General features: G+C 32.7%; 16 protein-coding genes. 12 read left to right on the top strand and 4 right to left on the bottom strand.

Going from position 1 to position 18,837, the window contains the following annotated elements; genetic code table 11:
* The 9 genes from DZ60_RS0112720 to DZ60_RS0112680 form a co-directional block, all read left to right on the top strand.
* Positions 1 to 501, top strand: a 501-nt coding sequence (locus DZ60_RS0112720) for a CHAT domain-containing protein (protein ID WP_025742450.1), incomplete at its 5' end; no start/stop codon positions are given.
* A 4-nt stretch (positions 502 to 505) separates the two neighbouring features.
* On the top strand, positions 506 to 3,751 hold the full coding sequence (locus DZ60_RS0112715; RefSeq protein ID WP_025742449.1) for a CHAT domain-containing protein: 3,246 nt from the start codon (positions 506 to 508) through the stop codon (positions 3,749 to 3,751).
* An 8-nt stretch (positions 3,752 to 3,759) separates the two neighbouring features.
* Positions 3,760 to 4,461 carry a glycosyltransferase gene (locus DZ60_RS24290; RefSeq protein WP_025742448.1) on the top strand — a complete coding sequence of 234 codons (702 nt, stop codon included), beginning with the start codon at positions 3,760 to 3,762 and terminating at the stop codon, positions 4,459 to 4,461.
* A 1-nt stretch (position 4,462) separates the two neighbouring features.
* Entirely contained in the window at positions 4,463 to 5,497 is a 1,035-nt protein-coding gene (locus DZ60_RS0112705; RefSeq protein WP_025742447.1) for a hypothetical protein, read from the top strand.
* A gap of 20 nt (positions 5,498 to 5,517) precedes the next feature.
* Positions 5,518 to 7,173 carry an ATP-binding cassette domain-containing protein gene (locus DZ60_RS0112700; protein WP_025742446.1) on the top strand — a complete coding sequence of 552 codons (1,656 nt, stop codon included), beginning with the start codon at positions 5,518 to 5,520 and terminating at the stop codon, positions 7,171 to 7,173.
* Between the two features lie 129 nt (positions 7,174 to 7,302).
* On the top strand, positions 7,303 to 7,710 hold the full coding sequence (locus DZ60_RS0112695; RefSeq protein WP_025742445.1) for a PqqD family protein: 408 nt from the start codon (positions 7,303 to 7,305) through the stop codon (positions 7,708 to 7,710).
* Between the two features lie 20 nt (positions 7,711 to 7,730).
* A complete protein-coding gene (locus DZ60_RS24285; protein WP_025742444.1) occupies positions 7,731 to 8,447 on the top strand; it encodes a glycosyltransferase family 2 protein in 717 nt (238 codons plus the stop codon).
* Positions 8,437 to 9,114, top strand: coding sequence for a glycosyltransferase family A protein (locus DZ60_RS0112685; protein ID WP_025742443.1), 678 nt, complete (start codon positions 8,437 to 8,439; stop codon positions 9,112 to 9,114). The genes DZ60_RS24285 and DZ60_RS0112685 overlap by 11 nt, the downstream gene beginning before the upstream one ends.
* On the top strand, positions 9,111 to 10,307 hold the full coding sequence (locus DZ60_RS0112680) for a nucleotidyltransferase family protein (protein WP_081740489.1): 1,197 nt from the start codon (positions 9,111 to 9,113) through the stop codon (positions 10,305 to 10,307). The genes DZ60_RS0112685 and DZ60_RS0112680 overlap by 4 nt, the downstream gene beginning before the upstream one ends.
* 304 nt (positions 10,308 to 10,611) lie before the next feature.
* Here the strand turns inward: DZ60_RS0112680 and DZ60_RS0112675 are convergent, their stop codons facing one another.
* Both DZ60_RS0112675 and DZ60_RS0112670 read right to left on the bottom strand, forming a co-directional pair.
* On the bottom strand, positions 10,612 to 11,607 hold the full coding sequence (locus DZ60_RS0112675; RefSeq protein WP_025742441.1) for a Gfo/Idh/MocA family protein: 996 nt from the start codon (positions 11,605 to 11,607) through the stop codon (positions 10,612 to 10,614).
* Positions 11,608 to 11,660: 53 nt separating this feature from the next.
* Positions 11,661 to 13,136: a helix-turn-helix domain-containing protein gene (locus DZ60_RS0112670; RefSeq protein ID WP_025742440.1), complete on the bottom strand. Its 1,476-nt coding sequence runs from the start codon at positions 13,134 to 13,136 to the stop codon at positions 11,661 to 11,663.
* A 127-nt stretch (positions 13,137 to 13,263) separates the two neighbouring features.
* Between DZ60_RS0112670 and aceB the strand changes: the two genes are divergently transcribed.
* Both aceB and aceA read left to right on the top strand, forming a co-directional pair.
* Entirely contained in the window at positions 13,264 to 14,862 is a 1,599-nt protein-coding gene (aceB, locus tag DZ60_RS0112665) for a malate synthase A (protein WP_025742439.1), read from the top strand.
* Positions 14,863 to 14,977: 115 nt separating this feature from the next.
* Positions 14,978 to 16,255, top strand: coding sequence for an isocitrate lyase (gene aceA / locus DZ60_RS0112660; protein ID WP_025742438.1), 1,278 nt, complete (start codon positions 14,978 to 14,980; stop codon positions 16,253 to 16,255).
* Positions 16,256 to 16,546: 291 nt separating this feature from the next.
* Here the strand turns inward: aceA and DZ60_RS0112655 are convergent, their stop codons facing one another.
* Both DZ60_RS0112655 and DZ60_RS0112650 read right to left on the bottom strand, forming a co-directional pair.
* Positions 16,547 to 17,320, bottom strand: a complete 774-nt coding sequence (locus DZ60_RS0112655) for a M15 family metallopeptidase (RefSeq protein ID WP_025742437.1) — start codon at positions 17,318 to 17,320, stop codon at positions 16,547 to 16,549.
* Between the two features lie 198 nt (positions 17,321 to 17,518).
* Positions 17,519 to 18,064 carry a DUF3347 domain-containing protein gene (locus tag DZ60_RS0112650; protein ID WP_034229597.1) on the bottom strand — a complete coding sequence of 182 codons (546 nt, stop codon included), beginning with the start codon at positions 18,062 to 18,064 and terminating at the stop codon, positions 17,519 to 17,521.
* A 315-nt stretch (positions 18,065 to 18,379) separates the two neighbouring features.
* Between DZ60_RS0112650 and DZ60_RS0112645 the strand changes: the two genes are divergently transcribed.
* A complete protein-coding gene (locus DZ60_RS0112645; RefSeq protein WP_025742435.1) occupies positions 18,380 to 18,835 on the top strand; it encodes a GAF domain-containing protein in 456 nt (151 codons plus the stop codon).
* Positions 18,836 to 18,837 lie beyond the last annotated feature (2 nt).

Raw genomic sequence — 18,837 nt, 5'->3', positions numbered from 1 at the left:
CAGAATTCTAAACTCTTTTTCACAAAAAGTAAAGATACTTTAGAAGACAACTTATTATACAGTCATGAACTTTTTGCTTTAGACATTCCTGCCGAACTAGCTGTACTTAGTGCTTGTAATACCGGAACAGGAAAAATAGCCGAAGGAGAAGGAATTATGAGTTTGGGGAACGCTTTTCAGTTTGCCGGGACCAAAAGTTTGTTACTTAGTCGTTGGGAGGTATCCGATCAAACTACTCCTGAACTCATGAGATATTTTTATGGTAACTTAAAAAATGGAATGGATAAACCTAAAGCATTACAGCAAGCCAAATTACAGTATTTAGAAAATGGAAATATAAATAGGCTGGCTCCTTTTTACTGGGGTAGTTTCTACCTTGTTGGCGATCCTACTCCTATCGATTTTGGGATAAATATACTTTGGTATTGGGGGTTGGGCGTAGTAATTATGCTATTGTTAATAGTAGGAAGTATAGTATATTTCAAAAGAACTAAACAATAAACCGATGAGATCATTTCTAGTAGCCACTCTATTCCTGATAGGACATATCACTGTATTTGCACAAACAAAAAATGATACCCTGATTGCCTGGCAACATTATAAAAAAGCAGATTCGCTTTTAGAAGTAAAAAATCATAATGAATCTATACTTCTTTTTAAAAAAGCGCTGCCAATTTATGAAACAGCTAAAGCATGGGGACGCGTAGCGAGTTGTTATAATAAGATTTCAGAAACTAAAGGAAGAATGAGGGAATTAGAAGAATTATTTCTGAATGCAAAAAACGCTCTAAATATTAGTCACTTACACTTATCTAAAGACCATGTAGAAGAAGCTAATGCCTTCGACAATATTGGAAGGTATTACCAAGAAAAAGGAGAATATAACAAGGTACTTTCTTTTTATCAAAAAGCATTAATCATAAGAAAAAAAAGATTTCCTCCCGTTCATCTAGAAATTGTAAAATCTTATCAAAGTATTGGCTTATTTTACTATTATACAGAAAAATTTAGAGATGCTATAAAATATTATGATAAATCTCTAGCGATTTATCAAGAGATTTTTGATTCCAACCATGTTAAAGTTGGTGACATAAACAATAATTTAGGAGTTATGTATAAATGTCTTCAAAAGTTTGATAAAGCACTAAAATATTATGAAAAACATTTATCCATTACAATTAAAAACAGAGGAGAAGATCATCTATATGCTGGTTATGGATACCTAAATATTGGAAACATATATATCGAATTAAACCAACCTAATCTTGCCTTAAAATATTGTAAAAAAGCATTGTTTATTTTTAAAAAAGAAGAAAATTACTTTTTATTAAGTTCGGCATATAATAATATTGGAAACATATACGCCAATAATAATGAACTAAATAAATCATTAGAATATTTTAAAAAAAGTCTGGAATTATGGAAAAAGATTTACGGAAAAGATCATCCTACGGTAGCAGGTGTTTATGGAAATATCGGAACTACCTATAGCAAATTAGATAAAGAAAAATCTCTAATATATTTAACTAAAGCACTGCATATATACATAAAAGCATTTGGGAAAAATCATTCAGAAGTTTCAAATATTTATAATAATATGGGAAATCTTTATGCTGATAAAAAAGAATATGACCTTGCCTTAAATTACTATCACAAATCATTAGGAATAGAACATCTTATTTTGGATAAAAACCATTCGGATATTGCAAATTCTCATAAAAACATAGGAGTAATATATGAGAAAAAAGAGGCCTATACAAAGGCTATTCAAAGCTATCAAAAAAGCTTAGCGGTATTAAAAGAAAAATCAAAACAACATTTTAAATTAGTCTCTATTTCTTATAATAATATAGGAAGGATATATAGCAAACAAAAAAAGTATACAGAAGCACTATCATATTTTGACAAGTCTATACAAGTCAACACAAAAAACATAAGCAAGACAACTCACAAAAAAAAATTTGACCCTAACCATTATTCAGACTTACACCAATTATTCACAACGCTTATCGAAAAATCTAGAACTCTTCAAAAATATTACGAAAAAGATAAAAACATACAATACCTAGAACAAAGCATCGCCCTATACAATAATCTGGATCAATTAATGAATTTCTTTAAGCGATCATATCAAAATTATTCAGACAAAGTAACCTTAGCAGAACAAGCCAAAGAAATGTATGCTGATGCGATTACTGCTCAATTATTACTTTTTGAATCGAATAATGATCAAAGAACCTTCGAAAAAGCACTTTATTATAGTGAAAAAAGTAAGTCAAATATCTTAAAAGATCTCCTACTAGACAATAATGCTAAAAAGTTTGCAGGGTTATCACATGAAATAACCGTACTAGAAAGTACTTTAAAATCTAAACGTGCTTTTTATCAATCACGAATTCTTGCAGAGAAATCTAGAGATTCAATAGATGTAACAAGTATACAAGAATACGAAAGTAAACTTTTTGGCGTAGTACGCAGACAGGATTCTCTTACTCAAATCCTTGAAGAGGAACATCCAAAATATTATAAAATCAGACATCAAAATAAAGTTGTAACTGTCTCAGAAATACAAAAAAAACTAGATAAAAAAACCACGCTATTAGAGTTTTTTACTTCAGACAGTACCACTTACGCTTTTATTATTTCTAAAAACAACTTTGCAATCAAGAAAATTCAAGCTACTGAGTTGGAAAAAAACATAAGAACAATTCACGAGGCAATAACTTCAAAAGATAATAATACATATGCATCATTAGCCTATAAGTTGTATAATGAGATCATGGCACCAATAGAAAAACAACTTGTTGGAAATGAAATAATTATCATCCCAGATGGTGTCTTATGGCACTTGAATTTTGAGTTATTACTCACAGAGCAGAATACACAATTAAATGTTAAAACTAAAGAGTTACCTTATTTATTAAGAGACTATGCAATTTCCTATGCTAATTCTGCTACCTTACTGTTCAGTCCTTTTAAACAAAAACTACAAACTGAAAAACAAGATGGATGTCTTGCTTTTTCTTTTTCTGACAGTGCAAATGTAGTTACATCAAAAAACATAAGTTTAGCGACCTTGCGCAATACTGGAGATGATCTCCCGGGAACACGTAAAGAGATTAAAGCCATTGCAGATATTATGGATGGTCAATATTATTTTGGTACAGATGCCGACGAGGCTACTTTTAAGAAAAATGCAAATCGCTATAAAATCTTGCATCTGGCATTACATGGAGAAGTAGATAACAAACATCCAGAAAACTCTAAACTCTTTTTTACAAAAAGCAAAGATACTATAGAAGATAATCTATTATATGGTCATGAGCTTTTTGCTTTAGATATTCCTACAGAATTAACTGTGTTAAGCGCCTGTAATACAGGTGCTGGAAAAATAGCTAAAGGCGAAGGAATTATGAGTTTAGGCAATGCGTTTCAGTACGCCGGCACAAAAAGTCTACTACTTAGTAGTTGGGAAATATCCGACCGAACCACCCCAGCACTCATGAAATATTTTTACACTAACCTTAAAAAGGGAATGCGCAAATCCAAAGCGTTACAACGGGCCAAATTACAATATTTAGCAAATGCTGATTTTCATACTGCAACTCCTTTTTACTGGGGTAGTTTCTACCTTGTTGGCGATCCTACTCCTATTGATTTTGGGATAAATATACTTTGGTATTGGATATTTGGAGCAATTGTTCTTCTAACTATTGTATTTTTAGGATACAAACGTTTCAAAAGAAATTAGAGCACAATATGGAGCTTCAAAAAAATCAAGAAATTAGTGTAATTCTTCCGGTATACAATGGAGAAGCTTTCTTGCAAGAGTGTCTTAGAAGTATCATTGATCAAACAATACAACCAAAGGAGATTATTGTTATTGATGATGGATCGCAGGATCAAAGTAAACAAATTATTGAAAAATTTAAAGAGGTAACCTATGTGTTTCAGGAAAATGCAGGAGTCGCTGCCGCTCGTAATTTGGGTATCAAAATGGCTCAAGGAAACTTAATTGCTTTTATTGATCAAGATGATATATGGACACATACAAGTCTAGCTGATCGACTGATTTGTTTTACCAAAAATCAAGATCACAATATAGTTATTGGCAAACAACAATGGTTCCTTGATGGTCTTGACGAAATCCCAAAATGGGTAAAACCTGAACAAGTCAATCAAAATCTAGATGGGTATCTTTTGGGATGTGCACTTATTGATAAAAGATTATTCAGTAATTATGGTGATTTCGACATCTCTTTCAGGTTCAGCAGTGATTTTGACTGGTTTTTTAGAATAAAAGACGCGGGCATCTCTTTTTTTCAAACGGATGCTATAGTCCTAAAAAAAAGAATCCATGCAACTAATGAATCAAGGCACGCAGCTGCTTCTCTCAAGGAACTATCTCGAGCCATTTTTCTATCTATAAAAAGGAAACGCAAACAATCTAAAAATAACTAGTGTGAAGATCGAAGCTTATTTTAAAAAACTCGCATCACAATATAATCAAAAGACTACAGAAAAGAGCAGTACTATAAGAACTATTCAAGTGGGGGCATTTACCATTCAAATGAAATTTTTGGGAGATTCATTAATCCCAATATTTTATAAAGCGTTCAGCCATCTGTCTATTCCTGTATCAACCGAAGTAGCCCCTTGTCTTACTCTTCATTTTTGGGAAGAAAAACCGACAAAAGCATTTCCTGATATCCCTTGGGAACTAGAAGAGAGACATCATTTAGGCTTTATTCAATCCTATAGTAATGATCGATTTTTCACACTTCACCAACCCGGATCAGAAGCTATCTACATGTTAGATACACTAAAAAATGAGGGATATTATTGGGTTAGATCGCAAAATGACATCCCATATTGGGAATCCGACTTTCCATTAAGAATGGTTTTTCATTGGTGGTTTAAGGACAGTAGCTTTCAACCTGTGCATGCAGGTGCTGTAGGGACAGAAAAAGGAGGTGTTTTGTTAGTTGGTAAAGGAGGTTCAGGAAAATCTACTTCTACTCTTGCTTGCGTTAATTCTATGCTTAAAGTCGCAGGAGATGATTACGTATTGCTAGATTGCAAAAACCAAGAAGTATACAGCCTCTTTTCATTGACAAAAGTAAATCATAACTCACTAAAGTTATTACCTAAGCTCAACGTTAATGTAAAAGACCTCAATGCCCCTATTGATGACAAATATCGTATCTTACTGTATCCTAAACATAAAGAAAGCTTGATAAAGAAAATGCCCGTTCTGGCAACACTTTTACCAACAGTGACAGATGCAGACAAGACAACTATTGTTCCCTGTAGTAGTAGCGAAGCAATGCTTGCATTAGCTCCAACCACCTTGTTTCAGCTACCAGGTTTACGTGAAGAGGCTTTTGCAAAAATGTCTGAATTTGCTCGCATAACAAAAACGTATAAGCTATTACTTGGCAAAGATTCTACTGCTTTACCTAATATATTAGATGAATTTATACAATCTTTGCAATAACTTGATAAAATCATGCGTATTTGATATTCAACAAAACCATAAAACGTTTTTTTAAAGAGTATACTACAGAAAATAGACATATACTTATATATGCATTATTATTTTCTATCTTTCAGTCTGTACTACTATTACCATCAGTATACTTAATCAAGTTAATTTTTGACAACAACATTCCTAATCAAGATTTACAAGGGTTGTTAATCAACTCAGGCAGTATTATCGCGTTAACTTTACTTCAAAGCCTGCTGTCTATTATTCACAGGAATATATTTTTAAAAATCACAAAAAATGCAGTTCTTCGATTACAAAAAGAATTGTTGACCTCTATAATAAAGGCTAAAAAAGTCTTTTTTGATAAAACTGATCAAGCCAAACTAGTCGACAGAACAGTATCTGATATTGAGACTGTGGATATGATGATTGATGGCCTGCTAAGTATAATAATCCCTCAAATCACACTATTTTGTATAGGAGTGGGTATTATGGTTATCTATAATCCTGTGATAGGTTTAACAACCTTGGCACTTGGTATTATTGGTGTTCTTTTTCAGCAAAAACTTCGCAAAAGCACGCTTCAAAGTATCCGACAATACAATCTTACAAAAGACACATTATCCTCTTATGTCAATCACCTATCTCATAAGCATGTACTTATAAAAATGCGAAACCTAGAATCGCTAGAGACAGTAGAAGCTTCTCAATACTCTAGTACAATGACTGATCAAGGAACTGATGCAGCCAAAAAAGGATGGAATAGTAAAGTGATCAATGAGCTCATTATTAATATCTCAGCAACTTTACTAATTGTATTAGGGTCTGTACAGATATTACTAGGCATTTATTCTTATGGTAATATTTTTGGACTGTACTTTCTGATTGTGTTCATTAGACGAACAGCTACCTTAATACAATCACAATGGAGCACAATGAATCTGGGCACTATAGCTCTCGAAAAAATATACGACCTGCATGATAGTAGCATAATCAAAACCTCTAACAAAACACCTTTGCACATCGATTTTTCTGGAAACATCACTCTAAAAAACATCACTTTTGAATATCAAAAAGAGCAGCGATTATTAAATCATATTGATTTTGATATAAAACGAGGGGAAACTGTATTAATAACCGGAGCTAATGGCTCTGGAAAAAGCTCTCTTATCAATCTTATTTTAGGGTTTTATTCCCCACTGTCAGGAGAAATATTCGCTGAAAACACAAGTTATGATAGTATTGATCTCGGAGAACTCAGAAGTAAGATTGGATACATCCCTCAACAACAAGTACTTGTTAATGGTACTATTCGGCAAAATTTGATGTTTGGGGTATCTAGTCCTAATTTCTTAGAAAAATTAAAGAGCAGCCCTATTTTTATTGAACTCATCAAAGAATTTCAAAACGGATTAGAAACTCAAATAATTCAGGGAGGAAAAAATCTATCCAGCGGTCAAGTACAGAGAATTTCTATTCTAAGAGCTCTAATTACAAATCCCGAGCTATTAATTATGGATGAACCTACAAATCACCTAGATAGCACTTCGATCATCTCTATGGTAAAAACTATTAAAAAACAAAAAGACATTAGCATAATAATAATCAGCCATCATTCCTTATTCAAGGATTTAGCAGATAAAACATACTATTTATCTCGGGGAAATTTATCCTTAATCAAGTAGTTTAGGCTATATTTGAGTAGGTTGCAGTCTTAAATAAAATTTTATCTTTGTAACTAGACTGATTTTACTGGTTTTTGAGATAAACAAGGAACTTACAACCAAAAATATTATTTTAAAAAAGTTACTAATATGATTCTAAATCCTAAAGTAGTAAGTGATAAATTTGATGATGAGATAGTTGTCGTAAATCTTGATTCAGGTATCTATTATAGTCTTAAAGAAACTGCTTTGGATATTTGGTTGTTAATTGAGAAAAACTGTAGTCAGACCGCCATAAAAAAATCCTTTGATCAGCTTACTTCTTTAGATGAAGAGCAAATAGATCACTTTATTAATTTTCTTGTTGAAGAAAAGCTAGCCAACCTAAGCACCAATGAATCGACAGAGGAGATCGAACCAGAAGAGGTAAAAACTTTTAAGGCCATTACATACTCTAAATATGATGATATGTCTGATCTTATCATGTTAGATCCAATACATGAGGTTGATGAAGAACAAGGCTGGCCTGTAAAGCCCAAAGAAGAATCTGAGCAATAATATACCTTCCTTCTATACCTATGACTGTTTCAGTAATCATACCAACATATAATAGTGAACAGTTTATTATAGAAGCGCTACAAAGTGTTTATGACCAGAATTTTGCATTTAATGAAGTTATATGTATCGATGATGCATCTACAGATAACACCATTTCATTGATCAAAAAAAAATTTCCAGAAGTTTTAGTATTTTCTAATTCACAAAACTCTGGACCATCGTTCTCAAGAAATAAAGGAATCAAATTGGCCACCGGAACGGTACTTGCTTTTTTAGATTCAGATGACATTTGGCCTAGTAACAAAATTAAAGAACAACTTCAGCAATTAACTGCAGATCCGTCTTTAGAAATAATAGGAGGACTAACAAGCTATTTTTTTATGCCAGAAAGTATAAAACGTAAGGAAACCGAAAAATTAGAAACCCCTCACTTTAACGCACATCTGGGATCATTATTAATTAAAAAAAATGTTTTTAGCAAAGTAGGGGCTTTTGACGAAACATTACGATTAAGTGAAGATCAAGATTGGTTTTTGAGAGTTCGCGAAGCAAAAACATCTATGAAGATCATTGATAAAGTTACACTCAACTATAGAGTCCATAATAAAAATAGCACAAATGACCTATCATTTAAAGGCAGTGGTATCCTAGAAGTACTTAAGAAATCATTAGACCGAAGACGATTTGCTGATCAACTCAAAAGCCTTGACCCCATAATTATTAATCATGAAAAATAAAATCTCTGTTATCATTCCCGCATATAATGCAGCAAATTTTATTAAGGAAAGTATTGACAGTATATTGGCACAAACATACCCGATTGCAGAAATTATTGTTGTAGATGACGGATCTACGGATGCCACCAAGGATATTATACAACAGTTTGATAATATACAATATATATATCAAAAAAATCAAGGTACAGCTGTAGCACTTAATACGGGTATTAAAGCTTCAAAAGGAGATTTTTTTGCATTGCTGGATCACGATGATCTCTGGCACAAAAGTAAAATTGAAAAGCAGATACAATGTTTTATAAACGAACCTTCATTAGATTTAGTTTTTACGAACATTACAAATTTTCTCTCTCCTGATATGGACGCAGACCTAATCAAAACAATTGATTTCTCACCTAAAACAATGGTAGGAATTCATAAATCTGCGCTATTAGTTAGAACTTCTTCTTTTCTAAAAGTCGGTATGTTTGATACAAATAGTAATACCCAAGATTTATTAGAATGGTATGCGAGATTCAAAGATATAGGACTAAATGAATATATTCTTCCTGAAGTATTGGTACAACGACGAATTCACGGTACTAATCAAACATTACTAAACAAGGAAATGAAAAATGATTTTCCGAAAGTGTTAAAAGCAATTCTAGACAGACGAAGATCACAATGATGAATGAAGATTTGAATTTCTTAGCTCAGCAATCAGGGATTTTACCCAACGCCCAACAATTATTATTGCTTCGAGCCTGTCTCCTAACTGGCGAAGAATCTATACAATCATTTGAAAAATGGGTAAAAATGATCGATCTCGATATTAACAACGCTAGTATCGAGAAAGGAGCTGTTCTTCCTCAAATATATGATAGCTTAGATCTTGGCTCTCAAAGATTACTCTCTCTACTATACAAAAATATCTCTGATCAAGAATATACACATTCACTTATTGTACAGCTCAAAAGTTATTATAAATACATCTGGTACAAAAATCAAATACTAAAATCGAGGCTCCATGATTTGTCCAAAGCATTCAATCAAAAGGGCATTGAGCTTATGATTTTTAAAGGTATTGCCTTATCAGAAAAATATTATCAGGATTATGGAAAACGCCCTACTGTTGATTTAGACATAATCGTACCGCAGAAATCCTGGGATCAAGCTGTAGATCTTGTGTTAAACAATGGATGGACATCTAAATCGAGAAACCCCTATCATCTTCCTCTTTCTCAAGTAAGTGCACATTCTTTCGATAAAGACAAACTCGATTTAGACCTTCATTATAGAGTGTCTTATTACCCTCTTAAAGAATCATTTTATAAAAATATCTGGAAACATTCTATATCTAATGATTTTGGGTACAAAACCCTACACCCTGCTTATGAATTGTTTTTTACAATCTTACATGGATATCAGTATAACGAAATACCCGCTATTCGATGGATTGCAGATGCAACTTTGATTATAAAAAGTTTTGATACCACCATGTGGAACATGTTTTACAAACTGATTAGAGAACAACAATCTATTTCTCCTTTTCAGGAAGCGTTATTATATTTACAGACGCAAGGTTTTATCTCTATTCCTGATGAAATATCTACTTTTCTGATATCCCACAAAACAGTACAAAACCCATTAGTTATTATTGCTACAAAATCTAGAACTGAAAACAGTTTTGCATTAGTAAAGCTAAAAGTATCTCAAATTCGAAGAAAGCATACCAATAATCCTATCAAAATTATGCGATCCCTATTAAATCATTATGCATATGAGTGGGAGAAGAAAAATTACTTGCAAGTATTAATTATGTGTTTTATTACTTTGGTGGATAAAATTATTTCGCCTAAGCGTAAACTTTTAAGAAAATAAGGAATCCAAACTACTTTATTTTTTAATTCTATATTCTCTAATATTAAACTATAAACTAAAATGAGTTCATCAGACACATTCCTCTCATTTCATGCCTTCTTTATTCGATTTTTAATAATGGTACTCTGTTAATCGAGAAAACACCAATTTTAATTATATTTCTGAGCTTTATCATGAAGTTGTTCTTCTTACTTATAATCTAACTCATGACAAAATATTCTAATTTATCAGGCTTCTTCTTATAGTAATACTTGTTAGAAACTTTCTCTACAATAAAACTATGTCTTTTGAATATTGACTAACCCTAAATATCGATAGGAATTCTTTTCCCACTTGCAAGGGCATCAAAAACAGCTTCTATAATCATAATATCTCTCCTACCCATTTCACCGTTAATCTTCAAAGACCTGTCTCCTAGTAATGATAAGGAAAAGTCATCCATTAAAAGCTGGTTTTGATTTACAGACTCAAAACTCAAATCATAACCTGTATGCTTCATTTTTAGGTTTGAAAAAGAAAAAGCATTTTCTAATACTACTGTATCATTTGTTGTTTCTACTTGAAGATAATTTATTGCATCGGTGTATCCTGTCGTAAAAACTGCGGTACTATTATTTTCAAAATAAAGTTGAAAAGTTATCATTTCTTCTTCAGGCAATTTAGAAGAACCTTTTTTCCTTTTGGCAGATACAGCTTGGGGAATCATTCCAAAAATAGCACATGCTGCCTGAACTCCATAAACCCCTAAATCCATTAACGCACCCCCTCCAGGTTTTTTGTGATCCAATCTCCAATTACCAGAGGTGTTAAACTTAAATCCAAAACCTCCTTTTACACTTTTTACCGGGTTATCCAGATCATTTTGCAATGTCGTCAAATAAGAATGATAAGGATCGTACTGCAATCGATACCCTACAGATACTTTAACATTATTCTTTTTACAGGATTCAATAATTTTGAGACATTCCTGAGAAGATGCTGCCATAGGTTTTTCACAAATTATATGCTTCCCGGCCATTGCAGCTCTAATAGCATATTCTGCACGCATAAATGTTGGTACAGCGAGATAGACTATATCAATCGAGTCATTTGCAGCTATTTCATCAAAATTAGCATAATTGTATATATTCTTTTTATCTATCTTATAATTTCTTGACCACATCGAGGCTTTAACAGGAGTTCCTGTAACTATCCCGGCAAGATAACAATGCTCACATTGTCGTAATGACGGTGCAAGATTATAAGTACTATAAGACCCCAGTCCTACCAAGGCAATTCCTAATTTTTTACTTTTGGGCATATAATAGTATCTCTTTTATTACTGTTCTGTCAGAAAAAAGTTTACTTCAGATTTTAAGAATACTGCTTCAAAATTTCATCTACCAAAAGAGACGTTTTCTTATTTTTTTCTTTTGTCTGTAATCGTTTTGGAGGTGCCACTCTTACATCACAATCAATTACCGAACACGACTCGCAAGTGACTCCTACTTTTACCTTTGGGATTTTGGGATCTGCGACAAAACCTATTTTCTTCTCTAAAGCAGGAGAAATCAAAAAACCAATACCAATACTTCGATAATACCCTTTCTTAAAAGGGTCTTTTGTTGCCGAAGTAAATACTAAATATTCCTGATCGGTACTCTCATAATCTGAAATCTGAATATTAAAAGCGTACTCCAAATCTTCAATGGCCGCTCTCTTTAGAGTTTTTATAGCCATCCATCTCCTACAATAATGCTCATTAGTTTCATTCGCATGAGGCTGTTGTTGATGCGTAATGTGTAATTCTTTTACCAGATTAAATTTTTCTATACCCAATTTGTGTGTAAAACGAAGAAAAAATACATTCTGCATTCCAAAATCTTGCGGTAAAATATTCGTAAGGCGCTGATAAAAAGATTCTGGAGATGCATTGTATAACTTCATTATTTTATGAAAATCAGATTCTGAGAAACGATTAATCGAAAATAATCCTTTTAGATGTTCCTTAAGATGATTTCTTGGTATTATGAGTGCTCCAGCAAAATAAGAAGCATAAAAATTATGTAAGACTTCATCAAAATTATCATATTTTATCCATGAGAAGGTATATGGCCTATCAGTAATATTAAGATATTGATATCCAAGTTCTTTGGCGTAAATAAAAGTTTTCTGAGCCTCATCAACACCATTAGAAAGTAACAATGTTTTACTTGCCGGAACGAACACAGATCTAAGATTGTCTAATTCTTCATGGTTAGGGATGCCTTCACTAATGATTGTATATCCATATTCTTCTTTAAGAACCTCTTCTAGGTCATTTGACGTCACTTTTCCGGTCAAATCTAATTGATACGAGTTTGCACACTGTACTGCTTTTTCTTCTAGATCCTTAAAAAAATTATTCTGAGCTTCCTGATAAGATCGTAAAGAGGCTAAGTAGAACCCTTCACGACTCATATTATAGTGTTGTGCAATTTCGATAATGGTACTTATGAATGCATTGACTTTTGAAGGCGCATTTGCAATGATATCAATTAAATCACTTTGCTGTATACCAAACAACTCTAGTGGTATTTCGTCTAAAATTCCCGATTGTAAAATCTCGCCAATGGGAGCTAAATTTTTATCTAATTTCAAAGAAACTAATTGATCATAAGAAACATCAAAAGCCTCTGCTAGTTTAATTATTTTATCTGTTTTTGGATATTTTTTCCCTTTTTCGATTTCATTCAAATAGGACTTAGAAAGCCCGCATAATTTTGATAATCCAAAAAGAGACAATTCCTTATCCGTTCTTATCTGCTTGATTTTCAGACCAAAAATCAATTTTATATACTCTTCTGCTATTGCCATAAGATCAAAAATAACACTTTTTGCGTAAAGACTAAAAAAAACAAAATATCATTTTTAGCGAACGTTCGCTTGTTTTGTAAAAAACTTTTTTATATGTTTGTTCACTCAAAACGATATAGGTATGGAAACACAAACAAATCTTAGTCACCAAATTAACTTCTCAAGAAAAGTTAAAAACTATCATCCAGAAATTTTGACCGATGAGGCACTAACGTTCTTAGAAGTTCTACAAAATCGTTTTAATGAAAGACGATTGGTACTTCTAAAAAATCGAGACCTTCAACAGCAATTGTTAGATCTGGGAACGTATCCTTCTTTTCCAGAAAACACAAAGGAAATTCGCCAAAGCGAATGGTCCGTTGCTCCAATTCCTCAAGACCTACAGGACCGCAGAGTCGAAATTACCGGACCTGTAGATAGAAAAATGGTCATTAACGCCTTAAATTCTGGAGCCAAAACATTCATGGCCGATTTTGAAGATAGTAATGCCCCTTTATGGGAAAATTGTCTAGAAGGACAAAAAAACCTTAAAGATGCAGTTGATAAAACTATTTCGTTTTATAATTCGAAAAACGATCGCACCTATCGACTCAAAGAAGAGACCGCAACACTAATTGTTCGTCCCAGAGGTTTACATCTAACAGAAAAGCACCTTACTATTAAGGATCAAGAAATGAGCGCTTCTCTATTTGATTTTGGCTTATACTTGTTTCATAACAACAAACAGTTAAAAGAAAATGGTACAGGACCTTATTATTACATTCCTAAACTAGAACACTTTACCGAAGCCATCTGGTGGAATGATGTAATCGACTTTTCTGAGGAATATCTTGGCATTGAACATGGAGCCATAAAAGTGACCGTTTTGATAGAAACGATTACTGCTAGTTTTCAATTAGATGAAATTATTTATGCCTTAAAAGACCATATTGTAGGTTTAAATTGCGGCCGATGGGATTACATATTCAGTTATATCAAAAAATTACGAAACCATACAGATTTTGTAGTTCCCAATAGAGATCAAGTAGGTATGACTAGTCCATTTATGGATGCCTACAGTACCTTAGTGATTCAACGATGTCATAAAAGAAAAATATTAGCTATCGGTGGTATGGCAGCTCAAATACCCATCAAGAATAACCCGCAGAGTAATGAACTTGCTTTTGCCAAAGTACGTGCAGATAAAGAACGTGAGGTAAAAAATGGGCATGACGGTACGTGGGTAGCCCATCCTGGATTAGTGACATTGGCTATGGATATTTTTAATCTTCATATGCCTAATCCAAATCAAATAGATGTAAAACGTAATGATATAAAAATTACGGAACAAAATTTATTAGAAATCCCAGCAGGAACTATTACAGAAAAAGGGATACGGGATAATATCAATGTAGGAATTCATTATATCGCGCATTGGCTAAATGGAAATGGTGCTGTTGCATTATACAATCTAATGGAAGATGCCGCTACGGCAGAAATCAGTAGAACCCAAATATGGCAATGGCTACAAAACGAAGTTATTCTTGAAGACGGCAGAAGGTTTGACAATCAATTATTTCATCATCTTTTTGATAATGAACTTACGATTATTCAAGAACAAATAGGAGACCTTCTTTTTGAAAGCAAAAATTACCAAAATGCAATTCAGGTATTCTATGATTTAGTTACTGATGAGAAATTCGAAGAGTTCCTTACTACTAGAACATATACCTATTTATAATATTCTAAATCACATCACATAAAGAGAGCAAAAAGAGGAAAGAAATATACGTCTCACAATCGTATTTTCTTTCCTCCGCTCCACAAAAATAAACACAAAATAAAAACCCAGAATCATGAATACAGAAGAAAGAATAGAAAAGTTAATTATTGATTGGACCACAAATCCGAGATGGAAAAACGTACATCGCCCTTATTCTGCAGAAGAGGTAGTAAGATTACAGGGATCATATCAGATAGAACATAGTATTGCCAAATTAGGTTCAGAAAAATTATGGATGAAACTAAGAACTCAAGAATTTGTAGCTGGACTTGGTGCCTTGACTGGAAACCAGGCAGTACAAGAAGTAGAAGCTGGATTAGAAGCTATCTATCTAAGCGGATGGCAGGTTGCTGCCGATGCTAACATTGCGGGGCAAATGTACCCAGATCAATCCTTGTATCCAGTAAATAGTGTTCCTCAAGTAGTAAAGAGAATTAACAATGCTCTTTTACGCTCGGATCAAATACAAGTGGTTAACAAAACAAAAAACAAAAAAGACTATTTAGTACCTATTGTTGCTGATGCTGAAGCTGGTTTTGGCGGAAATTTAAATGCATTCGAACTAATGAAATCAATGATAGAAGCCGGTGCAAGCGGTGTTCACTTTGAAGATCAATTGAGTTCTGCAAAAAAATGTGGCCACCTAGGCGGTAAGGTATTAGTGCCAACCCAGGAAGCTATTAATAAATTAGTAGCGGCTCGACTCGCAGCAGATGTAATGGGCGTACCTGCTATTATCATTGCTCGAACTGATGCTGATGCTGCTAATCTATTGACTAGTGATATAGATGACCGTGATCAGAAATTTATTACAGGAGAACGAACCGAAGAAGGCTTTTTTAATGTGAGTAATGGTATTGAACAAGGAATAGATAGAGGGTTATCTTATGCGCCCTATGCAGATCTTATTTGGATGGAAACTAGTAACCCTGATCTAGAACAGGCACGCAAATTTGCCGATGCAATACATGCTCAGTACCCAGACCAAATGCTAGCCTATAATTGCTCCCCTTCATTTAATTGGGCTGCAAAACTATCTGTAGAAGAAATGGAAACATTTAGAGAAGAACTTGCATCAATGGGGTATAAATTTCAATTTATCACTCTAGCTGGTTTTCATGCTCTTAATACAAGTATGTTTGAATTATCAAAAGCTTATAAAGAACGAGGTATGGCAGGATATTCTGAATTACAAGAACGAGAATTTGCTTTACAAAAATATGGATTTAGAGCTATTAAGCATCAAGGATTTGTAGGGACAACGTACTTTGATGCTGTACAGAATACTGTAACTGTAGGTAAATCATCTACTGTGGCAATGAAAGGTAGCACAGAAGTAGAACAATTTTAATTTCTAATGAACTAAGAAATGAGAAGCAAAAAAAAGGATTTGAATTCGTCTTGTTTCGGCTATATAAATAATTAGAGAACAAACAGATTTATAATCTAATTATAGCATTTATTGGGTAATAATTTGCATATATAATTTTTTCCGATTTTATAAGTGTACTTCAGAAACGACATTCACTACTATGGATGTCGTTTCGTTGTATAGTTTCGGATAAAAAATTACCAATAGTTATCACAAGAATTATAACTACTTAAAATATAATTATAGGTTAAAACTACATTTTAAATAGTATTATTCGCATGTCCATTTATAATCTGATATTGTAAATTTTTTATTTCCCGTAAAGTTATAATGCCACCATTCTGTCTTTATCGTTCTAAAACCATATTTCTCCATCGTTTCTCGCAAGAGCTTTCGGTGGCTTATTATTGTTTTAGAAAAATTACTGTAAGAATGATGTGCTTCTTTTCCAAAATGATCAAAACCTGTACCCATATCCACAAAAGTACCATCATTCTGCACTAAAGTAACGTCTACAGCTGCCCCTCTATTATGAACGGATCCTCCTTTTGGATCTGCTACATAACCGGGGTTAGGAAAAATCTTCCACATCTTTTTTTGTACACTATACGGTCGATAGCAATCAAAAAACTTAAGTTTATATCCTTTTTTTATCAAAGCTGCATTAACCTGCATAAGAGCTTTTGCCACTTCTTCTCTGACATAACATTTCGCACAAGAATATACTTTTTCTTTTAAAAAATTATCAGCAGTAGCGTATCGCATATCCAAAACAAAGTCTTTTGATATGCGTTCTATATCCACAAAGTCTTTATCACCAGATAAATTTTGAACTGGCATTTTATTTCCATCAGAAAGCATCTCTATAGAATCCTTTTTTCTAAGCAAACTCTGCTCTACTTTTTCACCACGTAATTTTAATGCTTTTGATTTTTCTAAAAGAGCCAACGTTTGCACAGTTGGTCCAGAAATAATCTTTACATCATTACTACATGAAATAAATAGCACAGAAAAAATTAACGCTATCAATTTTCTCTTACTCATATCCTTTTTTGTTTATTCCAAAAACAATAATTATTTAATAAATTATCATCAATCAACATAGACTTCCCTCAAAATCTTGTTAATTTTTCACTTGACATCTATAAATATAGTTAAATATTTTGTAATTATCAGTGTTTTCTGACAATACCAAAATAGAAATATCCTTTATTACTTATTCATGCATTACTCAATTAGGTCTTACTCAAAAACTTCCTTTATATGACCGCATGTAAGCATTTTGTCTCCAAAATAAGGGTTCCTTATTTCCTTAGAATCCGATAGCCAATATCCTCCTTCTCCATCAAAAGCCATAGGACAAAACTGTTTATACACAGCTCCTGATGTAATTTCTGACATACGGATCTGCTTTTCTATTTCTTGTGTCAAAGAAATAAAAAAATCTCTTTGCTTCTTAAGGTCCTTAGTCAAGGAAATCAATTTACTTGTAGCTTTTAGTTGTTTGGTCTCTTCTGATGATATAACAATGTCTTCTATCTTTTTTGCAGATTTTTGCACAGAAATACTATCAGAATTAACTAATGCCGACTTAATCTCTATATAAACCTGATACAACTTCTGATCTGTTTTATTAGAAAACTTGACCTGTAACTCTTCCTTTTTAGTAACAGAATCGATTGAGGCGTCTTTTTTTTCATCTTTTGTAGAGACCTCTGGTTTTTCGTCTTTTTTACATGAACTTAAACACAAAAAAATCATCAATACTGGCAAAAATATTTTTTTCATTTTAGATAATTTAAACATATTTACTGCGATTGCGAATGATACTCAAGATAAATCTGAATGCATTAGCAACTCAATTGAGTATTCAAATTTATTATAATAACCCTATTTTTTTACTTTAATATGATTTTTAATTTGTGTTTTACCCCATAACATGAACTTGCTATGATAACGAACTCTAAAGAAAATTAGACCTATTTTATAAAACAAGTATATCTATATTCTACCGATAATTTAATTTTTAACAAAACTATACTATTTGCTCAATGGGGCTCTTTTAAATATTTTAGATATTTTTGTCAGTAAAATTGTTAAGGAATGCCATTTGAAAAATTAAGAGTACGAGTAACAAACATACTTAAAAGCGAAAATCAATCTACAAATGACAAATTAAGCATGGTCTGTCATTTACTTCGAGAAAGTGTTGATTATTACGATTGGGTTGGTTTTTATTTTAAAAATGGAGAAAAAGAAGAACTCAAACTACATTCATTCGCGGGTGAAGAAACGGATCATGTGATTATTCCTTTCGGAAAAGGAATTTGTGGTCAAGTAGCCGTAAGTGACAAAAACTTTGTAGTACCTGATGTACAAGCTCAGGACAACTACATTGCCTGCAGTCTAAGTGTTAAATCAGAAATTGTAATTCCTTTGTTTAAAGGTGGACAAAATATAGGTCAAATTGATATCGACTCAAATGCGGCTGATCCCTTCACAGAAAAAGATGAACGATTTTTAGAATTTGTAAATCAAGAAGTTGCTAAAATCCTTTAATT

The organism is Aquimarina pacifica (assembly GCF_000520955.1).
Taxonomy (GTDB): domain Bacteria; phylum Bacteroidota; class Bacteroidia; order Flavobacteriales; family Flavobacteriaceae; genus Aquimarina; species Aquimarina pacifica.
This window is presented reverse-complemented; position numbering and strand designations above follow the sequence as displayed.